Source organism: Streptomyces sp. NPDC002788, assembly GCF_053592115.1.
Window position 1 is genome coordinate 339,006 of sequence record NZ_JBSFVB010000006.1, and the last position, 18,697, is coordinate 357,702.

General features: G+C 71.9%; 20 protein-coding genes. 13 read left to right on the forward strand and 7 right to left on the reverse strand.

Annotated elements, in window-relative coordinates; genetic code table 11:
* The first annotated feature begins 99 nt into the window (after nucleotides 1-99).
* The 3 genes from ACWD1U_RS14535 to ACWD1U_RS14545 are packed head-to-tail and all read left to right on the forward strand — an operon-like array spanning nucleotide 100 to nucleotide 2,974.
* Nucleotides 100-855 (forward strand): (Fe-S)-binding protein, encoded by a 756-nt coding sequence (locus tag ACWD1U_RS14535; protein ID WP_451107474.1) that lies wholly within the window; start codon nucleotides 100-102, stop codon nucleotides 853-855.
* Nucleotides 852-2,330 (forward strand): LutB/LldF family L-lactate oxidation iron-sulfur protein, encoded by a 1,479-nt coding sequence (locus ACWD1U_RS14540; RefSeq protein ID WP_451107476.1) that lies wholly within the window; start codon nucleotides 852-854, stop codon nucleotides 2,328-2,330. The genes ACWD1U_RS14535 and ACWD1U_RS14540 overlap by 4 nt, the downstream gene beginning before the upstream one ends.
* Complete coding sequence (locus ACWD1U_RS14545) at nucleotides 2,327-2,974, forward strand: LutC/YkgG family protein (protein WP_451107477.1); 648 nt, start codon at nucleotides 2,327-2,329, stop codon at nucleotides 2,972-2,974. The genes ACWD1U_RS14540 and ACWD1U_RS14545 overlap by 4 nt, the downstream gene beginning before the upstream one ends.
* A 456-nt stretch (nucleotides 2,975-3,430) precedes the next feature.
* Here the strand turns inward: ACWD1U_RS14545 and ACWD1U_RS14550 are convergent, their stop codons facing one another.
* From ACWD1U_RS14550 to ACWD1U_RS14560, 3 genes are read right to left on the reverse strand one after another with little or no spacing between them, the layout of a single operon-like run.
* Nucleotides 3,431-3,790, reverse strand: coding sequence for a cupin domain-containing protein (locus ACWD1U_RS14550; protein ID WP_451107479.1), 360 nt, complete (start codon nucleotides 3,788-3,790; stop codon nucleotides 3,431-3,433).
* A gap of 60 nt (nucleotides 3,791-3,850) precedes the next feature.
* Nucleotides 3,851-4,831: a pyridoxal-phosphate dependent enzyme gene (locus tag ACWD1U_RS14555; RefSeq protein ID WP_451107480.1), complete on the reverse strand. Its 981-nt coding sequence runs from the start codon at nucleotides 4,829-4,831 to the stop codon at nucleotides 3,851-3,853.
* On the reverse strand, nucleotides 4,828-5,508 hold the full coding sequence (locus ACWD1U_RS14560) for a helix-turn-helix transcriptional regulator (RefSeq protein ID WP_451107482.1): 681 nt from the start codon (nucleotides 5,506-5,508) through the stop codon (nucleotides 4,828-4,830). The genes ACWD1U_RS14555 and ACWD1U_RS14560 overlap by 4 nt, the downstream gene beginning before the upstream one ends.
* Before the next feature lie 183 nt (nucleotides 5,509-5,691).
* On the opposite strand from ACWD1U_RS14560, the gene ACWD1U_RS14565 reads away from it, so the two are divergent.
* The 5 genes from ACWD1U_RS14565 to ACWD1U_RS14585 all read left to right on the forward strand — a co-directional run bounded on the left by ACWD1U_RS14565 (nucleotide 5,692) and on the right by ACWD1U_RS14585 (nucleotide 10,789).
* A complete protein-coding gene (locus ACWD1U_RS14565; protein WP_451107484.1) occupies nucleotides 5,692-6,612 on the forward strand; it encodes a metal ABC transporter solute-binding protein, Zn/Mn family in 921 nt (306 codons plus the stop codon).
* A complete protein-coding gene (locus tag ACWD1U_RS14570) occupies nucleotides 6,609-7,457 on the forward strand; it encodes a metal ABC transporter ATP-binding protein (RefSeq protein WP_451107486.1) in 849 nt (282 codons plus the stop codon). Before ACWD1U_RS14565 ends, ACWD1U_RS14570 begins: the two co-directional genes overlap by 4 nt.
* Complete coding sequence (locus tag ACWD1U_RS14575) at nucleotides 7,454-8,302, forward strand: metal ABC transporter permease (protein WP_451107488.1); 849 nt, start codon at nucleotides 7,454-7,456, stop codon at nucleotides 8,300-8,302. The genes ACWD1U_RS14570 and ACWD1U_RS14575 overlap by 4 nt, the downstream gene beginning before the upstream one ends.
* Before the next feature lie 251 nt (nucleotides 8,303-8,553).
* Nucleotides 8,554-9,936, forward strand: coding sequence for an FAD-binding oxidoreductase (locus tag ACWD1U_RS14580; RefSeq protein WP_451107490.1), 1,383 nt, complete (start codon nucleotides 8,554-8,556; stop codon nucleotides 9,934-9,936).
* Between the two features lie 43 nt (nucleotides 9,937-9,979).
* A complete protein-coding gene (locus tag ACWD1U_RS14585) occupies nucleotides 9,980-10,789 on the forward strand; it encodes an alpha/beta fold hydrolase (RefSeq protein WP_451107492.1) in 810 nt (269 codons plus the stop codon).
* Nucleotides 10,790-10,942: 153 nt separating this feature from the next.
* Here the strand turns inward: ACWD1U_RS14585 and ACWD1U_RS14590 are convergent, their stop codons facing one another.
* From ACWD1U_RS14590 to ACWD1U_RS14600, 3 genes are all read right to left on the reverse strand, one after another.
* Nucleotides 10,943-11,566 (reverse strand): sigma-70 family RNA polymerase sigma factor, encoded by a 624-nt coding sequence (locus ACWD1U_RS14590; protein ID WP_451107494.1) that lies wholly within the window; start codon nucleotides 11,564-11,566, stop codon nucleotides 10,943-10,945.
* Nucleotides 11,567-11,779: 213 nt separating this feature from the next.
* Nucleotides 11,780-12,424 carry a hypothetical protein gene (locus ACWD1U_RS14595; protein ID WP_451107495.1) on the reverse strand — a complete coding sequence of 215 codons (645 nt, stop codon included), beginning with the start codon at nucleotides 12,422-12,424 and terminating at the stop codon, nucleotides 11,780-11,782.
* A gap of 228 nt (nucleotides 12,425-12,652) precedes the next feature.
* A complete protein-coding gene (locus ACWD1U_RS14600) occupies nucleotides 12,653-13,126 on the reverse strand; it encodes a DUF4396 domain-containing protein (RefSeq protein ID WP_451107496.1) in 474 nt (157 codons plus the stop codon).
* Nucleotides 13,127-13,263: 137 nt separating this feature from the next.
* Between ACWD1U_RS14600 and ACWD1U_RS14605 the strand changes: the two genes are divergently transcribed.
* Nucleotides 13,264-14,070: an SDR family NAD(P)-dependent oxidoreductase gene (locus tag ACWD1U_RS14605; RefSeq protein ID WP_451107497.1), complete on the forward strand. Its 807-nt coding sequence runs from the start codon at nucleotides 13,264-13,266 to the stop codon at nucleotides 14,068-14,070.
* A 24-nt stretch (nucleotides 14,071-14,094) separates the two neighbouring features.
* On the opposite strand, the gene ACWD1U_RS14610 is transcribed toward ACWD1U_RS14605, so the two are convergent.
* Nucleotides 14,095-14,946, reverse strand: coding sequence for a class I SAM-dependent methyltransferase (locus ACWD1U_RS14610; protein ID WP_451107498.1), 852 nt, complete (start codon nucleotides 14,944-14,946; stop codon nucleotides 14,095-14,097).
* A 171-nt stretch (nucleotides 14,947-15,117) separates the two neighbouring features.
* Between ACWD1U_RS14610 and ACWD1U_RS14615 the strand changes: the two genes are divergently transcribed.
* The 4 genes from ACWD1U_RS14615 to ACWD1U_RS14630 all read left to right on the forward strand — a co-directional run bounded on the left by ACWD1U_RS14615 (nucleotide 15,118) and on the right by ACWD1U_RS14630 (nucleotide 18,690).
* The gene (locus ACWD1U_RS14615) at nucleotides 15,118-15,915 is read left to right on the forward strand and encodes a VOC family protein (RefSeq protein WP_451107499.1); all 798 of its coding nucleotides are present in this window, start codon (nucleotides 15,118-15,120) and stop codon (nucleotides 15,913-15,915) included.
* Between the two features lie 289 nt (nucleotides 15,916-16,204).
* Entirely contained in the window at nucleotides 16,205-16,597 is a 393-nt protein-coding gene (locus tag ACWD1U_RS14620) for a nuclear transport factor 2 family protein (RefSeq protein WP_451107501.1), read from the forward strand.
* A 30-nt stretch (nucleotides 16,598-16,627) separates the two neighbouring features.
* Nucleotides 16,628-17,164 (forward strand): GNAT family N-acetyltransferase, encoded by a 537-nt coding sequence (locus ACWD1U_RS14625; protein ID WP_451107502.1) that lies wholly within the window; start codon nucleotides 16,628-16,630, stop codon nucleotides 17,162-17,164.
* Nucleotides 17,165-17,187: 23 nt separating this feature from the next.
* Entirely contained in the window at nucleotides 17,188-18,690 is a 1,503-nt protein-coding gene (locus tag ACWD1U_RS14630) for an ABC transporter substrate-binding protein (RefSeq protein ID WP_451107503.1), read from the forward strand.
* Nucleotides 18,691-18,697 lie beyond the last annotated feature (7 nt).

An 18,697-nucleotide genomic window follows, 5' to 3' on the forward strand; every position in this document is an offset into this window, starting at 1 on the left:
CGGGCCTCCCCCGGTCCGTGCGCCCGCACTACTCCCCCTCTACGCTCAACGCGTGTGGGCCCCCAGTACCCATCCGACGACCAACCACAAGGAGCCGCGATGCGTGTCGCCCTGTTCCTGACCTGCGTCAACGACACGCTGTATCCGGACACCGGGCGCGCTGTGGTGAAGCTGCTGACCAGACTGGGCGTCGACGTCGACTTCCCGATGGCGCAGACCTGCTGCGGGCAGGCGCACTACAACACCGGATACCGGCACCAGGCCGAACCGCTCGCCCGGCATTTCTCCGATGTCTTCGGCGGCTACGAGGCGATCGTGACGCCGTCCGGGTCCTGCGGGGCGATGGTGCGGGAGCTGTATCCGCGGATGGGCGAGCGGGCCCGGGCCGAGGGGCGCGGGGACAGCCTCGCCGCCACGCTCGCGCCGGTGGTGCCGAAGACGTACGAGCTCACCGAGTTCCTGGTGGACGTGCTGGGCGTGACGGACGTCGGGGCGTACTACCCGCACAAGGTGACCTATCACCCGACCTGCCACGGGCTGCGCGGACTCGGGCTCGGCGAGCGGCCGCGGCGACTGCTCCAGGCCGTTGAGGGGCTGGAGCTGGTCGAGCTGCCGGGGGCGGAGGAGTGCTGCGGCTTCGGCGGTACCTTCGCGCTGAAGAACGCCGACGTCTCGGCGGCGATGGGCACCGACAAGGTGCGCAACGCCGAGTCGACGGGCGCCGAGGTGCTGTGCGCGGCCGACAACTCCTGCCTGATGCACATCGGCGGCACGATGACCCGGCTGCGGACCGGGATGCGGCCGGTGCACATCGCGGAGATCCTGGCGAGCACGGAGGAGGAACCGGCCGTATGAGCGGGACGTTCGTCGGCATGCCGGCGTTTCCGGAGGCCGCGCGGGAGGCCGTGGGCAACAAGACCCTGCGCGGCAATCTGCGCCATGCCACGCACACCATCCGCGCCAAGCGGGCCAAGGCCGTGACCGAGGTGTCCGACTGGGCCGAGCTGCGCGAGGCGGGCAAGCGGATCAAGGACCACACGCTGCGCCATCTCGACCGCTACCTCGTGCAGTTGGAGGAGGCGGTCACGGCCGCGGGCGGCATCGTCCACTGGGCCGCCGACGCGGCCGAGGCCAACGAGATCGTCACCCAGCTCGTGAAGATGACCGGCGAGTCGGAGGTCGTCAAGGTCAAGTCGATGGCCACGCAGGAGATCGGGCTCAACGAGGCGCTGGAGGCCGAGGGCATCCGCGCCTACGAGACCGATCTCGCCGAGCTGATCGTGCAGTTGGGCAAGGACCGCCCCTCGCACATCCTGGTACCGGCCATCCACCGCAACCGCGGCGAGATCCGGGACATCTTCGCCCGCGAGATGAGCGAATGGGGCCGCCCCGCCCCCGAGGGCCTCACCGACACGCCCGCCGAACTCGCCGAGGCGGCCCGGCTGCACCTGCGGGAGAAGTTCCTGCGCGCCAAGGTCGGCGTCTCCGGGGCCAACTTCATGGTCGCCGAGACGGGCACGCTGGTGGTCGTGGAGTCCGAGGGCAACGGGCGGATGTGCCTGACCCTGCCCGAGACGCTGATCTCGGTCGTCGGCATCGAGAAGATCGTCCCCACGTGGCAGGACCTGGAGGTGTTCCTGCAGACCCTCCCCCGCTCCTCGACGGCGGAGCGGATGAACCCGTACACGTCGACGTGGACCGGCACGAGCGACGGGGACGGGCCGAGCACCTTCCATCTGGTGCTGCTGGACAACGGCCGCACCGACACCCTGGCCGACAAGGTCGGCCGGCAGGCGCTGCGCTGCATCCGCTGCTCGGCGTGCCTCAACGTGTGCCCGGTGTACGAGCGGGCCGGGGGGCACGCCTACGGCTCGGTGTACCCGGGCCCGATCGGCGCGATCCTCAGCCCCCAACTGCGGGGCACGGCCAGCGAGATCGACGCCTCGCTGCCGTACGCCTCCTCACTGTGCGGGGCGTGCTACGAGGTGTGCCCGGTCGCCATCGACATCCCCGAGGTGCTGGTGCACTTGCGGGAACGGGTCGTGCAGGGCGGCGAGGTCACCCGGGAGGGCAACAAGGTGGTGCTGCGGCCCGCGAAGGGACATGCCGCCGAACGCGCCGCGATGCGCGCGGCACGCTGGGCGTTCGCGCACCCGGGCGCGCTGCGCACCGGCCAGCGCGCCGCCTCCCGGACCCGCCGCTTCCATCCCCGGACGCTGCCGGGCCCGGGCAAGGCGTGGAGCGGGTCGCGGGACCTGCCGCCGGTGCCCGCCGAGCCGTTCCGGGACTGGTGGCAGCGCACGCGCGGCGGGAAGGACGGTGCCAAGTGAACAGCAGGGAACGGATCCTGGGCCGGGTGCGGCGCGCGCTGGCGGACGTACCGCGGGACGACCCGCCGTACGAGCAGGCGGTTGCGCGCGACTATCTGCGGGAGCACGGGGAGCGGAGTGTCCCGGAGACGGTGGATCTGCTCGCCGAGAACCTGGCGGACTACCGGGCGATCGTGCACCGCACGGACGCCGACGGGCTGGCCGGGCTGATCGCGGGTCTGCTGGAGAAGCGGGGGTCGGCCTCGGTGCTGGTGCCGCCCGGGCTCGACGGGGGGTGGCTGGCGGCGACCGGGGTGACGCGGGTGGCGGACCGGGCGGAAGGCACCCCGCACGAACTCGACCGGGTGGACAGTGTCGTGACCGCTTGTGCGGTCGCGATCGCGGAGACCGGGACGATCGTGCTGGACGGGTCCCCCGACCAGGGGCGGCGCCGGACCACCCTCGTCCCCGACCACCACATCTGTGTGGTGCGCGTCCCCGGCCAGATCGTGTCGTCCGTGCCGCAGGGGCTCGAACGCCTCGATCCGGCACGCCCGTTGACCTGGATCTCCGGGCCGTCGGCGACCAGTGACATCGAGCTGGACCGGGTCGAGGGGGTGCACGGTCCGCGCACGCTGGAGGTGATCCTGGTGGGCGACGCCTGACTCAGGGCGACGATGGGGAGGGCCCGGCCACGGCACGGCGGGAGCTGCGCACGCCCGCGGTCGGGCGGTGGCCGCGTGAGCGAGGGGACGGGAAAGGGCAGCCGCTGCGGCGGCTGCCCTCACCGCGTTCCTGGAGGCGTCCGGCAGCGCGGTCACGGTCGCCGTGGCGAGTGGCGCCCCGTAGTGTCTCGATCCCGGCCCCCGCCCGGGCGCCGGCCCGTCCAGGACAGCATCAGTCGGCAGCCGACGGGGCGAGCGGCTCCGCCCGGCCCCGGGAGACGGGTCCTGTCGGAGACCCTCTCCAGTCGTCGCCCGCCCACTGGCTGAAACCCCGAGCAGCGTTCCCGCTGGGCAAGCGCTCCCGCTGGGGCGACGCGGTCGCGCCCGCACACGCCGAGCAGGCCGAGACGCACGAGTGCCGCGACGCCCGGCAACACCCGCTCGTGATCGAGACGCCTAGTCCTTCTTGGCGTACTCCTTGGCCATGCTGCCCGCGAAGTCGTACACCACGCACTGCTCGTCGCCGACGACCCAGGCGTCGTGGCCGGGCGGGCAGACGAACACGTCGCCGGGGCCCACCTCGCCCTCCCCACCGTCGTCCATGCGGATGTGCATCCGGCCCGAGACCACGTAGCCGTTGTGATGGACCTGGCAGCTGTCGGTCCCGGCGATCGGAGCCACGGACTCGGACCAGCGCCAGCCCGGTTCGAAGGTGGCCACGGCGAAGTCCAGTCCCGTCATATGGAGGGCTTCGAGATGGCCTCGGGGGTAGTCGCGCCGCTCGTCCGGCTTGTCGAGCGTCTTCACTTCCAGCATGACGCTCCTCCTCGCTGAGGGTCTGCTTCCATCGTCCGCCCGCCGGGCGGGCGGCGCCAGTCAGGAGGCGTCGCCGCCGCAGAGCTCGGCGAAGCGCCGCGCGTCCACGTTGCCACCGGAGATGATCACGCCGACCCTGGGCGGGAGTGCGCCCGCGCGGCCGGTGAGCAGGGCGGCCAGCGGGGTGGCGCCGCTGGGTTCGACAACGATCTTCAGGCGCTCGAAGGCGAACCGCATCGCGTCCCGGATCTCGTCGTCGGTGACCAGGACGACGTCGTCGAGGAGTCTCCGGTTCACCGAGAAGGTCAGCTCGCCGGGCGTGTGCAGGGCCTGGCCGTCGGCGATGGTGTGCGGAACCGGGATGCTGATGCGCCGTCCTGCCTCCAGGGAGCGCTTGGTGTCGTCCCCGGCCTCCGGCTCGACTCCGATCATCCGGATGCCGGGGTGCAGGCCCTTGGCCGCCGTGGCACTGCCGGCCATCAGCCCGCCTCCACCGACCGGCGTCAGCAATGCCCCCAACTCGCCTACGTCTTCGAAGAGTTCGAGAGCAGCCGTGCCCTGCCCGGCCATCACGTGCGGGTGCTCGTAGGGCGGGATGACCGCCAGGCCGCGCTCGGCGGCCAGGGCCTCGGCGACGGCGACGCGGTCACCGGTGTAGCGGTCGTACGTGACGATCTCGGCGCCGTAGCCGGCGGTGGCCGCGCGCTTGGAGGGCGGCGCGTCCTCGGGCATGACGATCACGGCCGTGCTCCCGAGTTCGCGGGCGGCCAGGGCGACGGCCTGGGCGTGGTTGCCGGAGGAGTAGGCGGCGATACCCCGGGACAGTTGCTCGGGGCTGAGGCGGGAGGCGGTGTTGTAGGCGCCGCGGAACTTGAAGGCGCCCACGCGCTGGAAGTTCTCGCACTTGAGGTGCACCTCGGCACCGACGAGCGCGTCGAGCGTGCGGGAGCGCAGGACGGGTGTGCGGTGGGCGACGCCCTTGAGTCGGGCGGCGGCGTCCCGGACGTCGTCGAGGGTGACCGGTGGGGCGGTGGTCGTCACGCGGGTCCTCCGATGGAAGTGTCGTGGGCGGCCCTGGACCGGGCCAGGTAGTTGTAGGCGGAGGCGCGGGAGATGCCCAGCCGGGCGGCGACCTGCTCGACGGCGCCGCGAACGGCGAAGACACCGCGTGCGTCGAGCCCGCCGAACAGTTCCAGGCGCTCCGCGCGGTCCAGCTCGGCCCAGCTCCCCCGCTGCTTCGACCGGTGGGCGTCCACGAGGGCGTCGACCACGGAGTCGATGTCGTTGCCGAAAGTGGTGGTCGGTACGTCCGCCGGGGCGGCGGCGGTCCCGGCGAGCGCGCCGAGCAGCCGGTGCACCTGGTCGACGGCGCCGACGTCCACGTTGACGCAGAGGGCGCCGAACACGGCTCCCGTGGAGTCCCGGAGCACCATCGTGGAGGACTTCACCATGGTCCCGTCCCGGGTGCGGGTGACGTAGTTGAGTTCGTCGGCCGCCTGGTCGGCGCGGGCCAGGACGCGCATGCCGATCTCGCTCATCGCGCCGCCCACCGTCCGCCCGGTCACCGAACCGGCCACGGCGACCACCGACTTCTCCGGGTTCCGGTAGTCGTGCAGCACCACTTCGCAGACCGGGCCGAAGGTCGCGGCGATGCCGTCGACGACCGGGGTCAGCGCGGCGAGGATCGCGTTGCGTTCGGCGTCGGGCTCAGGGGTCATCCCGCCTCCTCTCACCCTTGCCACTTTAGACCACTCGTCCAGAGACTGGATAGACAGTCCAGCCAATGTCCAACAATTGGCAATGGTTTTCACATGACTTCGACCGGAACGCGCTCTTGACATTCATTCCCACCTAGCGTGACGCCTGCAAGCCACCCCCCGCCCATCCGTCCTGGAGGAGCCATGCCCCTGTCCACGTCCCGCCGACTGGCGCTGCTGACCAGCGCGTCCCTGGCCCTGCTCGCGGGCTGCGGCAGCTCGTCGGGCTCCGGCGACGGCAAGAGCGGGCCGGCCCGTGTGGCGGTGGTCGCCTCCACGAACGTCTACGGCGACATAGCCCGGCACATAGGCGGCGACAGAGTCGACGTCACCTCGATCATCAGCGACCCCGACCAGGACCCGCACTCCTACGAGGCCGACCCCCAGAACCAGCTGGCGCTGTCCAAGGCGAAGGTCGTCATCGAGAACGGCGGCGGCTACGACGACTTCGTCGACCGCATGCTGAAAAGCGGCCACAACGACTCCGCACAGGTGATCAACGCGGTGAAGGTGTCCGGCCGGACCGCACCGCGGGGCGGCGAGCTCAACGAGCACGTCTGGTACGACTTCCCCACCGTCGCCAAGGTCGCCGACCGGATATCCGCGGCCCTCGCGAAGGCCGACCCGGACGACGCGGCCGCCTTCGAGAAGAACGCCGCCGCCTTCACGGCGAAGCTCACGCCGCTGGAGGCCGAGGAGGCGCAGATCAAGAAGGAGCACGGCGGTGAGGGGGTGGCGATCACCGAGCCCGTGCCGCTCTACATGACCGAGGCGAGCGGCCTGGTCGACAGGACGCCCGCGGAGTTCAGCGAGGCGATCGAGGAGGGGAACGACGTCTCCCCGCGGATCCTGCAGGAGAGCCTGGCGCTGTTCAGCGGCAAGAAGGTCAAGGTACTCGTCTACAACGCGCAGACCTCCGGACCGCAGACCGAGAAGGCCGAGGCGGCGGCCAAGGCGGCCGGCGTCCCCGTCGTGCCCGTGACCGAGACCCTGCCCAAGGGCAAGGACTACCTCGGCTGGATGACCGCCAACGTCCACGCGCTCGCGGGCGCGCTGGCCAAGTGACCCCGGTGTCCCGCCAGGAGGGCGGGCCTGTCGTCAGCCTGCGTGGAGCGGCCCTGTCCTACGGCGACCGCGAGGTGTGGAGCGGCCTCGACCTCGACGTGAGGCCCGGGGAGTTCCTGGCCGTGCTGGGCCCGAACGGGGCCGGCAAGACCAGCTTCGTCCGGGCACTGCTGGGCCGCCGGCCGCTGTCCGCCGGGACACTGACCGTCCTCGGCCGGCCGGCCCTCGAGGCCGCCCGGCACATCGGCTACGTCCCGCAGCAGGCGGCGCTGTCCGCGCAGGCCATGGTGCGCGCCCGGGACCTGGTGCGGTTCGGCATCGACGGGCACCGCTTCGGCCCGCGGCTGCGCACGGGCGGCGTCCGACGCCGGGTGGACGAGATCCTCGAATCGGTCGGGGCCTCGGCCTACGCCGATGTCCCGCTCGGCATGCTCTCGGGCGGCGAACGCCAGCGGGTGCGCATCGGGCAGGCCCTGGCGACCGATCCGCGCATCCTGCTGTGCGACGAGCCGCTGCTGTCGCTCGACCTCAACCATCAGCGGGCCGTCACCGAGCTGATCGACGCCCGGCGCCGCTCCCGCGGCACGGCGGTGGTGTTCGTGACCCACGAGATCAACCCGGTGCTGGGTCTGGTGGACCGGGTGCTGTACCTGGCCCGCGGCGGTCACCGGGTGGGCACCCCGGACGAGGTGCTGACCACCGAGTCGCTGTCCCGCCTGTACGGCACGCAGGTCGATGTCGTGCGTGTGCGGGGCCGGGTGCTGGTCGCCGGAACGCCCGACGAGCAGGCCGCCCCGCCGCACCACCCCGAGCAGGTTCACGAGACGGACGGAGTGCGCCCATGACACTCGCCGACGGGATCTGGCACCAGATCTTCGACTTCACCGACTACGGCGAACTCCTGGCCCTCGTCCGCAACTCCCTCATCGCCGGGGTGGCACTCGGCCTCGTGGGCGGGCTCGCCGGAGTGTTCGTGCTGATGCGGGACCTGCCGTTCGCGGTGCACGGCATCAGCGAACTGTCCTTCGCCGGCGCGTCGGCCGCCCTGCTGCTGGGGGCGAACATCGTGGCGGGCTCGATCGCCGGTTCGCTTCTCGCGGCCGGCGCCATCGGCGTCCTCGGGACGCGGGCCCGGGACCGCAACTCGGTGATCGGCATCATCATGCCGTTCGGACTGGGGCTCGGGGTGCTCTTCCTCGCGCTCTACAAGGGCCGGGCGGCCAACAAGTTCGGGCTGCTCACCGGGCAGATCGTCGCCGTGGACACCCCGCAGACGTCGTGGCTGCTCGGCACCTCCGTGCTGGTGCTGGCCGCGCTGGCGGTCATGTGGCGCCCGCTCACCTTCGCCAGCACCGACCCGGACGTGGCGGAGGCACGCGGGGTGCCCGTACGCGGGCTGTCCTTCGCGTTCATGCTCGTACTCGGACTCGCGGTCGCCCTGTCGGTGCAGATCGTCGGGGCGCTGCTGGTGCTCACGCTGGTGGTGACACCGGCCGCGGCGGCCGCCCGCGTCACCGCCGATCCGGTGCTGCTGCCCGTGCTGAGCGTGCTGTTCGCCGTGGTATCGATCGAGGGCGGCATCCTGCTCGCCCTGGGCAGCAGCATCCCCATCAGCCCCTACGTCACGACGATCTCGTTCACGATCTACGCGGTGTGCCGGGTGGCCGGCCGGTACCGGAAACGGCGTTGAGGGGCAACCCGGGCACCCGCAACCACCCAGTGACCGCACTCGCCGCGCACGGTGACGGAGTCGACATGAACTCCGCGCCGTCAAGTGGACGATCCCCGACCTGGGGGACGAGGTCGTCGGCCGGGAACGCTCCGCCCCCCAGTGGCCGGTGCGCTCCGCGCCCCAGCAGCGGAGTCTCCGGACATGCATCACCGCGCGGTCAGCGGGACGCTGGTGAGGTCAGCACGGTCACGCGTCCCGAGGAGATCGTCATGGACAGTGCCATCCTGGAAGAGATGCGGACCACGCTGCGGGGGCCGGTGATCGGCCCGCGGGACGCCGGGTACGACCAGGCCCGCAGGATCTACAACGCCATGATCGACAAACGGCCCGCCGCCTTCGTGCCGTGCGCGGACGCCGGGGACGTCATGGCCGCGGTCACCTGCGTTCGCGAGCACGGCCTGGAACTCGCCGTCCGGGGCGGCGGGCACAGCGGCCCCGGCCTGTGCCTGGTGGACGACGGCGTGACCGTCGACCTCTCGCCGATGCGGTGGGTACGGGTCGACCCGAACGCGCGGACCGCCCAGGTCGGCGGGGGCAGCCACCTCGGCGACCTCGACCACGCCACCCAGGCCTTCGGCCTCGCCACGCCCACCGGCATCATCTCCATGACGGGCGTCGCGGGCCTGACCCTCGGCGGCGGCCACGGCTATCTCACCCGCAAGTACGGCCTGACCGTGGACAACCTGATCGCCGCGGACGTGGTGCTGGCCGACGGCAGCTTCGTCACCGCGAACGAGACCGAGCACCCCGACCTGTTCTGGGCCCTGCGCGGAGGCGGCGGCAACTTCGGCATCGCCACCTCCCTCACCTACCGGCTCCACCCGGTGGGCACGGTCGGGGTCGGGGTGACCGTCTGGCCCGTCGACAGCACGCCCGAAGTGCTGCGGTGGTACCGCGAGTTCCTCCCGCAGGCGCCCGAGGACGTATACGGGTTCTTCGCCGTGCTCGTCGTCCCGCCCGGGCCGCCCTTCCCCGAGGAGCTGCACGGGCAGAAGGTGTGCGGCGTGGTGTGGTGCTGGACGGGTGATCCGGAACGGGTCGACGAGGCGCTCTCCGTGGTGAACGACGCGGGGCGGCCGGCCTTCCACTTCACGACGCCGATGCCGTACGACGCGTTGCAGGGCATGTTCGACGACCTGATCCCGACGGGCTATCAGTGGTACTGGAGGGGCGACTTCTTCGACGACATCCCGGACGCCGCCCTGGACGTGCACCTCAAGTACGGCGAGAACAACCCCACTCAGCTGTCACTGATGCACCTGTATCCGATCGACGGGGCCGCCCACCGCGTCGGCCCGGACGACACCGCGTGGAGCTACCGGGATGCCGTCTGGTCCGGTGTCTTCGCCGGGGTCGATCCCGACCCGGCCAACGCCGAGACGATCAGACAGTGGTGCGTCGACTACCAGGAGGAGCTGCACCCGTATTCCATGGGCGGCTCGTACGTGAACTTCATGGGCTCGGGCGAGGGCCGGCAGCGGGTGCGGGCGACGTACCGCGATCACTACGACCGGCTCGCCCGGATCAAACGGACCTACGACCCGGACAACTTCTTCCACGCCAACCAGAACATCGAGCCGACCCCGGAGTGACGACTGCCGGGCCGGGCCGTACTCCCCGTCACGGAGGCCGACCATGGGACGAATGATCGACGCCGAAGGCGTGGAGCTCTGGGTCGAACGGCGGGGTCAGGGACCCGACGTCCTGCTCATAGCGGGGCTCGGGGATCCCGCCGAAGCATGGCAGCCGCAGCTCGACGGGCTGGCCGACCGCTACCGGCTGACCGCCTTCGACAACCGTGGCTCCGGGCGGACGCCGCTGCCCGAAGGGCCTCTCTCCGTGCCCCGGATGGCCGACGACGCCGCCGCGCTGCTGCGCACGCTTCAGATCCCGGCCGCCCATGTCGCCGGTTTCTCGGGAGGAAGCTTCATCGCCCAGGAGCTGGCGCTCCGTCATCCCGGACTCGTCCGCAGTCTCGTCCTCATGAGCACGGTCGCTCGGCCGGACGCCTATTTCCGTGCCATGACGGGCTTCTGGCACTGGATGGTCGAGCGTGCCCCGGACGAGCGCGCCATGCTGGAGGCGTTCTTCCTGTGGATCTACACACCCCGCGCGCACGCCAACGGCATGGTCGACCGGCTCGTCGAGGAGACTCTGGCCTTCGAGCACCCGCAGTCCGTGGAAGCCTTCCAACGCCAGCTCGCGGCGTTCGGCGGCCATGACACGCTCGACCGCCTCGGCGACATCACCGCGCCGTCCCTCGTCCTGTCCGGCGAACTCGACCTCGCCACACCGCCGCGCTTCGGCCGGGTGGTCGCGGAGAGCATCCCGGGTGCCGTGTTCGAGGTGCTGCCCGGGGAGGCTCATCAGCCCTTCCAGGAGGTTCCGGACGTGTTCAACGCACGAGTCGACGCGTTCTGGCAGGGGGTCGAGGCGCAAACCTGACGGCGACCGGACGGTGCCGGCGCCGTTCCGAGACCGGTCACGAGCGTTCACTCGTGCGCGTCGGGGCGTCGCCGCGGACTGCGCGGCCCACACAGTGGGGTGGGGGCCGGTGCCCGCCGGAGCGAACCGGCGGGCAGCGGCGGACCGGACGCGTCAGGCGGCGGCCAGAGCGGGCTCCCGGCGGGACGCCGGTTCGTCCGCCTCGGCGAGCAGGGCCATGAGTGTCGCCCGGGCGCGGGCCACGCGGGAGCGGACCGTGCCGACCGGGCAGTCGCTCAACTGGGCGGCTTCCGCGTACGGCAGGCCCAGCAGTTGCGTGAGGACGAACGCCTCACGCCGCTCGTCCGGGAGTGCGGCCAGCAGCTCCCGTAGCGCCACACCGTCGTCGAAGCCGGGCAGGCCGCGCGGCTGGGCGAGTTCGACCGCCAGCTCCCAGTCCGGCAGGTCGGCCCGGCGGGGGCGTACGGCGGTGTTCCGGATGCTGTCGGCCACCGCGCGCCGGGCGATGGCCAGCAGCCAGGCCCGCGCCGAGGATCGGCCCTCGAACCGGTGCAGGCTGCCGAGCGCCCGCAGGAACGTGTCCTGCGCCAGATCGTCCACGGCCTGCGGATCGGCGCAGAGGTGCGCGACGTAGCGGATGACGTCCCGGTGCAGGGCCCGGACGAAGTGGTCGACGGCGACGGAGTCACCGCCGCGGGCGGCCAGCGCCCAGGCGGTTATCGACTCGTCGGCCGACGTCGATCTGTCGCGGGACAGGGGCAGGGCAGGAGTGATCACCTGGTGTCCTTCTCGGGATTCCGGGACCACGGGGACGCGGGCACGCCGTGATGTCAGACGTGCGCGTGTGCGCGGTCCGGTGAGCGGGGGGGTGTGCGGGCGTGCCCGAACGGCACCTGGGCAGGCATGACCGCCTGCGGGTGCACACCGGTTCGGGCGTACGACCGCGGCCGGGGCGCGCAAGGGCTGCCCCGGGGTTACCACCGGCTGCCGTCAGGCGGCAGCGGCCCCCACGGGTGGCCCTCGGGAGGTGACCGCGTGGGCGAGAAGGAGCAGGCGCGGCGCCCGGTCCGAGGTCCGCCGCCGTGCGCGCACGGGCGGGGGCGGCGGCGCGGGAACGGCGAACAGGAGCCGCAGCGGCGCGGCGAGCCTGCTGCCCACCGTGCGCAGCAGACGGAAGACGGCCCGCTCCCCGTGGGCCAGCCACAGGCCGCACAGCAGCGCGGCCAGCAGGTGGGCGGCGAGCATGCCGAGGGACGAGTCACCGCCGGGGGCGTGTCCCGTGTGCCCCATGTGCGGGGGCATGGAGGCCATGTCGTGCCCCATGCTTCCCATGCCCGTCGTGTGGGTCCCCATGGGATTGGGGTCTCCGGGCACCCCGGCCGTCGGCGGCGCGAGCGAGAACGCCGAGTGCAGAGCGGTCTGAACGGCGACCGCGACCGCGGCGACCAGCCGGAGGCCGCGTTCGCGGCCCGCCAGGCACCAGCCCGTCACGCTCGTCACGGCCCAGCCCGCCGTCAGCGTCGACGGGGGCACGTGGTCGCCGGACATCATGACGTGACCCAGGGCGGCGAGCACGACACAGACGGCCGCGAACACCGCGGCCCGTATCGTGCGAGCACCCCACCCGGCTGTCATGGCGCCTCATCCTCGCATCCGGCCCCGGTTCTTCACCCATGGGTACGGGCATCGCCGGGCCCGGGCACTCAATTCGCGACATGTGATCCAGGCCACTGCCTGGAACGGGCGCCTCCGGTCGGGTCGCCTCTTCGCAGGAGGCGATGCCGCAGACAAGGGACCAGGGGGCTCACACGGAGCCTCCTGTGTCATTCCAGGGCAACGGCTCGTCGTTCCGTGCGGTTCCCGTCAGTGATATGCGTGCACGACCGCGTGCCCCCGACCGCGGGCGATCATCCACTTGTTGACCGGGGTCGTGATCACGAAGGCCACCGCGAAGCCGCCCAGGAGGGCGGTCCAGAACAGGGTGTCCGTCAGGTGGGCCTCCATCGCGCCCGAGAGGGCGATGATCGCGTTGTCCACCAGTTCCATCACGGCGATGGAGACCGTGTCGGCGGCCAGCGCGACGCGGATCGCGACCTTGAGGCCGAGGCCCGTGCGCAGGACGGCGAAGAGAGTGAAGGAGTAGCCGAAGAGGAAGGCCAGTCCGATCGCCAGGGCCATGGTGGGCACGTTGCCCCACTCCAGGGACGTGCCGATCACCATGCCGAGGATCTCGCCGATCGCACACCCGGTCAGGCAGTGCAGCGTCGCCTTCACAGCGGTCCGCCAGGACGCCGTCCCGTGGGCGCGCTTCCCGGGGTCGTGAACGGTGTGGTCCATGACATCCAGCTTATACCCTCTGGGGGTATATGCCCCAGAAAACTCGCCCAGGGCATCGGACTGGCTCCGGGGCGTGGTGTGCGCCCCGGCGGCCTCGCCGTCACGCCGTCCCGTTGATCGACCTAGAGTGTGTGGCCATGACGACACCGCCGACTCCGGGCACCTGGACACCGCAGGCCTATCTCTCCGAGCTGTTCTCCCTGGAGGGCCGCGTCGCGGTGGTCACCGGCGGCAGCTCCGGCATCGGCCGCGCCATCACCGGCGCCCTGGCCCGCGCCGGGGCGAGTGTCGTGGTCGTGGCCCGCAAGGAGGCCGAACTCTCCGCGACCGTCGAGGAGCTGACGGCCCTGGGCTGCCGTGCCGCGTGGGTCAGCGCGGACCTGAGCACGCGGGAGGGCGTGCGGACGGCCGCCGAGCGGGCGGTCGAGGCGTTCGGGGAGCCCGACGTCCTCGTCAACAGCGCCGGCATCAACCTGCGTCCGCCGATGGACGAGCTCACCGAGGACGTCTGGGACGCCACGATGGCCGTCAACCTCGAGGCGCCCTTCCTCCTGGGGCAGCGCTTCGGGCCGGGCATGGCGGAGCGGGGGTACGGGCGGATCATCCACATCAGCTCGCAGCAGGCGCACCGCGCGTTCGTCCAGAGCGGGGCCTACGGCGCCTCCAAGGGCGGGCTCGAGGCGCTGGCGCGTTCCCAGGCCGAGGCGTGGTCGCCGCGCGGCGTCACCTGCAACCTCCTGGTGCCGGGCTTCGTCATGACACCGCTCAACACGCGCCTGTCGTCGGACCCCGAGAAGGTGGCCGCCCTCGCCGCCCGCACGATGATCGGGCGGAACGGCCTCGCCGAGGACTTCGCCGGCGCGGCGGTCTTCCTTGCGAGCCCGGCGTCCGCCTACCTCACCGGACAGTCGGTCTTCGTGGACGGCGGGTTGTCCGTCCACTGACGGTCGTGCCCGGCGGACCGCCGCTCAGTCGGCCGAGGAGGCCTTCCGCCACACGAAGACCTCGGTGCCCGGACCCCGTTCGGAGAACCGGCCCGACGGGGAGGCCTCGCCCAGCAGTCGCCGTAGATCGGCCTCGAAGTCGTCTCGGCGCCCCGCGAACAGATGCGGAGCCGAGAACGACATCGAGAACACCCACGCCACGACGTCGTCGACGCTCCGCTCCAGCACCTGTCCGCCGGGCACGACGATCCGCCGGGGCCCGGAGAACCCCGCTCGGGCGAAGACTTCGGCCTCACCGCCCGGCGTCCCCTGCGGCAGCACCCCGCGGCCTGCCCGCCGGACGGGCCCGAGGTACTGCTTGACCAGCGCGTCCACGGCCGCGTACGGGACCGCCGGGTGCGGCAGGCCGGCGGTGGTGGTGCGGGCCTGCGTCTTCACATCCGAGATGTGCACCAACGCACCGCCGGGCCGGAGCATGTCCCGGACGACCGCCGCCACCAGGTGCTGGTCCATCCAGTGGAAGGACTGCGCGAAGGTGGCCACGGTGAACGTGCCTAGTCCCGCGGGCAGGGCCTCGGCACGGGCCTGCACCCACCGCGTCCTCGCCGCCACCCCCCGCTCGCCCGCCCCGCTCCCGGCCTCGGTGATCATCCCGACGTCGGGGTCCACGCCGACGACCTCGCCGAACAGGTGCGCAAGGCTCAGGGCGACGGTCCCGGGGCCGCAGCCCACGTCGATCAGACGCCCCCGCCCGTCGAGTTTCAGCGCCTCGGCGAGCACGTCCGCCAGACCGGGGGCGTACGGCAGCCGACCACGCTCGTAGTAGGCGGCCGTCCCCGCGAACAACGTGTCGTCCCACTCCCAGCCGGCCACCACGCCCGCCCACCATCCTCACCGCAGAGCCCCGCGACCATCCGGTCGCGGCGATGATTCCGATGATTCCACGGCCGGACCGACCCGAAGTCCCCCGAGCGGAGAACCGCGACGGGCGCGGGTCGGTGCCCGGTGCCACGCTGGGCACAGGACTCGCGAAAGGGAAGTATCACCATGATCACCACCGAGTACGCCCCCGGTTCCCCCTGCTGGCTCGACCTCGGCGCTCCGGACGTCCGGGCCGCCGCCTCCTTCTACGGCGCCGTGCTCGGCTGGGACTACGAGTCCATGGGCGAGAGCGAGGACTTCGAAGGCGGGATGTTCAAGAAGGACGGCAAGACCGTCGCCGGACTCGGCAAGCTCACCGAGGAGGGCGCGCGCTCGGCCTGGATGCTCTACTACCGCGTCGACGACGCGGACGCCACGACCCAGGCCGTGCAACAGGCGGGCGGCACCGTGCGGGTCGCGCCCATGGACCTCGACGAATGGGGCCGGATGGCGCAGTACAGCGACCCGCTGGGCGGTCAGTTCGCCGTCTGGCAGCCGGGGACCGACGCGGGCCTGGAGCTGGTGGACCAGCCGGGCTCGCTGGCGTGGGTCGAGCTGTACACGAGCGACGCCGCGGCGGCGAAGGAGTTCTACGGCGGCCTCTTCGGCTGGCAGTTCGGCGACATGCCGATGCCGGGCGGCGGGGGCACGTACACCCTCATCACCCCGGCCGGGTTGCCCGAGGAGCGCATGCACGGCGGGCTGATGGAGGTCGGCAAGGAGGACCTCTCCCTGGCGAACGGGCGGCCCTACTGGCATCCGGTCTTCGCGGTGGAGGACTGCGACGCCGCGGTGGCCAGAGTCAGGGAGAACGGCGGCAGTGTGCAGATGGGCCCCGAGGACGCGGAGGGCGTGGGACGGATGGCCGTCTGCCTCGACCCGGCGAACGCGGACTTCGTGCTGCTCACCCCGTCCGAGAGCTGAGCCACCGGGGACCTCGTCACGATCACCGCAACGGCTGAAAGCGCCCGGCCCCCCAGCCCGACGGGGGGGGCGCCGCCGTCGCGGACGGGTCGGGCGAGCCCTCCCGGCGACGGCGGTGAACGGGCACGGAGCCGTCTCAGCGCCTCACCCGAGACGGACATCTCCGGGTGGCGGTCACCGGACGACACCCTGGCCGAAGTCATGCCGCAGACCGGCATCGCCGCAGAGGCCGACCGACCTCCGCGCCCGCAGCGGCGCACCACCGAGACGACAGGGCTACCGTCACCGTATGAGCGAAACGCCCGATTCGGCGGAGGTGCTTCAACTCGTCGCCGTGGCCGAGGAATGGGCCGCGGCGATCGTCTCCGACGACCCCGGCAGGATCGCGGGCTTCATGGCGGACGAGTGGGTGCTCGTCTCCGCGTCGGGCATCGACCCGAAGGAGAGGTTCCTCTCCCTCGTCGAGTCCGGGGACCTCACCCACTCGGCGATGGACCTGCGCACCCGCCCCCGGGTCCGGATCTACGGCGACACGGCCGTGGTCACCGGGCGCGTGACCAACACGGCCCACTGCCTGGGCGAGCGGTTCGACGCCGACGAGTGGACTTCCGACGTGTTCGTGAGGCGGCGGGGCCGGTGGTTGTGCGTGCTGAGCCACATCACCCCGGCGGCCGCCGACTGACCTCGACACTCTCTTGCATATAATGTGCAAATGCGCGACCACATCATCAGGGAAGCCACGCCGGACGACATCGACGGGGCCCGGGTGGTGATGCTCGACACGGTGTACCGCGACTTCGGGACGGGCTATGTGCCGCAGTGGCACGCCGACATCATCGATCCGGTGTCGTTCTACGTGGCCCCACCGCGGCACACCCTCCTGGTCGCGGTGGACGAACGGGACGGGGCGGTGGCGGCCACGGCGGCGCTGGACGCCCGCGGACCGGCGCACCCGCCGAACCCGCGCTGGCTGGCCGAGCGGTTCCCCTCGGGCGAGACCGCGCAGCTGCGCCGGGTGTACGTACGGCCCGAGCACCGGCGGCGGGGGCTGGCCCGCCGACTGGTGGAGGAGTTGCTGGAGTTCGCACGGAACGACGGTGGCTACCGGTCCGTGTACCTGCACACCTATCCGCACTCGCCCGGCGCGATGGGTCTGTGGCGGACGCTGGGCAAGGTGATGTGCGACGAGCGGGAGGACCTGCCCGGCGGAGGAACGGGCGCCGTGCACTTCGAAATCCCCTTCTCTTAACGAAAATGGTATTCATATACGCTATGAGAACGCCCCGCCGCCGGCTCATAGCCGGCCTGCTGCTCGTCCCGCTGCTCTCCGGTTGTTTCGCCTCCTCCGGTGACGACTCGTCCGGCTCCTCCGGCTCCGAAGACGGCGCCCGCCTGCGCGTCGCCCTCCCCTTCGCTCCCACCGAGAACTACTCGCCGTACGGCCAGGACGCGATGCTCCTGTCCCGGCTCGGCGTCATCGAGGGGCTGACCAAGCTCGACGCCAACGGCACCGCGGTACCCGCGCTGGCCGAGTCGTGGAGCAGCGAGAACGACGGCAGGAGCTGGGTGTTCGCCCTGCGGGACGCGAAGTTCCAGGACGGCGGGGCCGTCACCGCCGAGGCCGTCGCCGCCGCCCTCACGGCCGCGGGGAAGGCCGACCCGGCACCGCCCGCGATCTCCGGTGTGAAGCTGACCGCCACGGCCGAGGGCGACAAGAAGGTCCGGGTCAGCACCGCCGAGGCCGACCCGGTCCTGCCGCTGCGGCTGTCGAATCCGTCCCTCGCGGTGTTCGCGCCGAAGGCGTACGCCAAGAAGGGCACGGTGAACGTCGTGGGAACCGCCACCGGCCCCTTCGCCCTCACCGGCGCCCCCGGTGACACGGCGGCCACGCTGGACCGTTTCGACGACTACTGGGGCGGTCGCGCCCAGGCGTCCGGCATCACCGCCAGGTTCGTCTCCGACGGCACCGCCCGCGCCAACGCCCTGCGCACCGGCGACGTCGACATCGCCGAGTCCCTTCCCGTCGCCCAGATCGCGACCCTCGACAAGGACACCGTCCACGAGGTCAACACGGCCCGCAACACCAGCCTGTACCTCAACACCAGGTCCGGCGCCTTCACCGACGCGGGGCTGCGGGCAGCCGCACGGGAGGCGATCGACGGCTCGCTCATCGCCAAGGGTGCCTACGAGGGATCCGCCGTGCCCGCGCAGGGCCTGTTCGGCCCGGCGCTGACCTGGGCGGCCGGCAAGCGCACGGAACCGGCCGGGCGGGCGCGGGCGACCGACCCCGACGGCACGAGCATCACCCTCGCCACCTACAACGACCGGCCCGAGCTGCCCGAGGCCGCCCAGGTGCTCCAGCAGCAGCTCCAGAAGGCCGGGTTCAGGGTGAAACTGGAGGTGCGCACCTACGCCCGTCTCGAAGGCGACCTGATGGCCGGGAAGTTCGACGCCTCGGTCTTCTCCCGCAACATGATGCTCGACACCGGCGACCCGGTCACGGTCCTGGCGAGCGACTACACCTGCGACGGCTCCAACAACCTGTCGTTCCTGTGCGACAAGAACGTGGACCGGCTGGTCGCCGCCGCCGAGGCCGAGTCCGACACCGCCGCGCGGCAGGACGCCGCGATGAAGGCGGAAGCCGCCGTCCTCGGCACCGACTCGGTGATCCCGCTGGTGCATCTGAAGCTCGTCGCGGGCATCGCGACGTCCGTCCAGGGCGCGCTGCCCGATCCGTACGAGCGCACCCTCATCGGTACGGGGACCCGGCGCTGAGCACCTC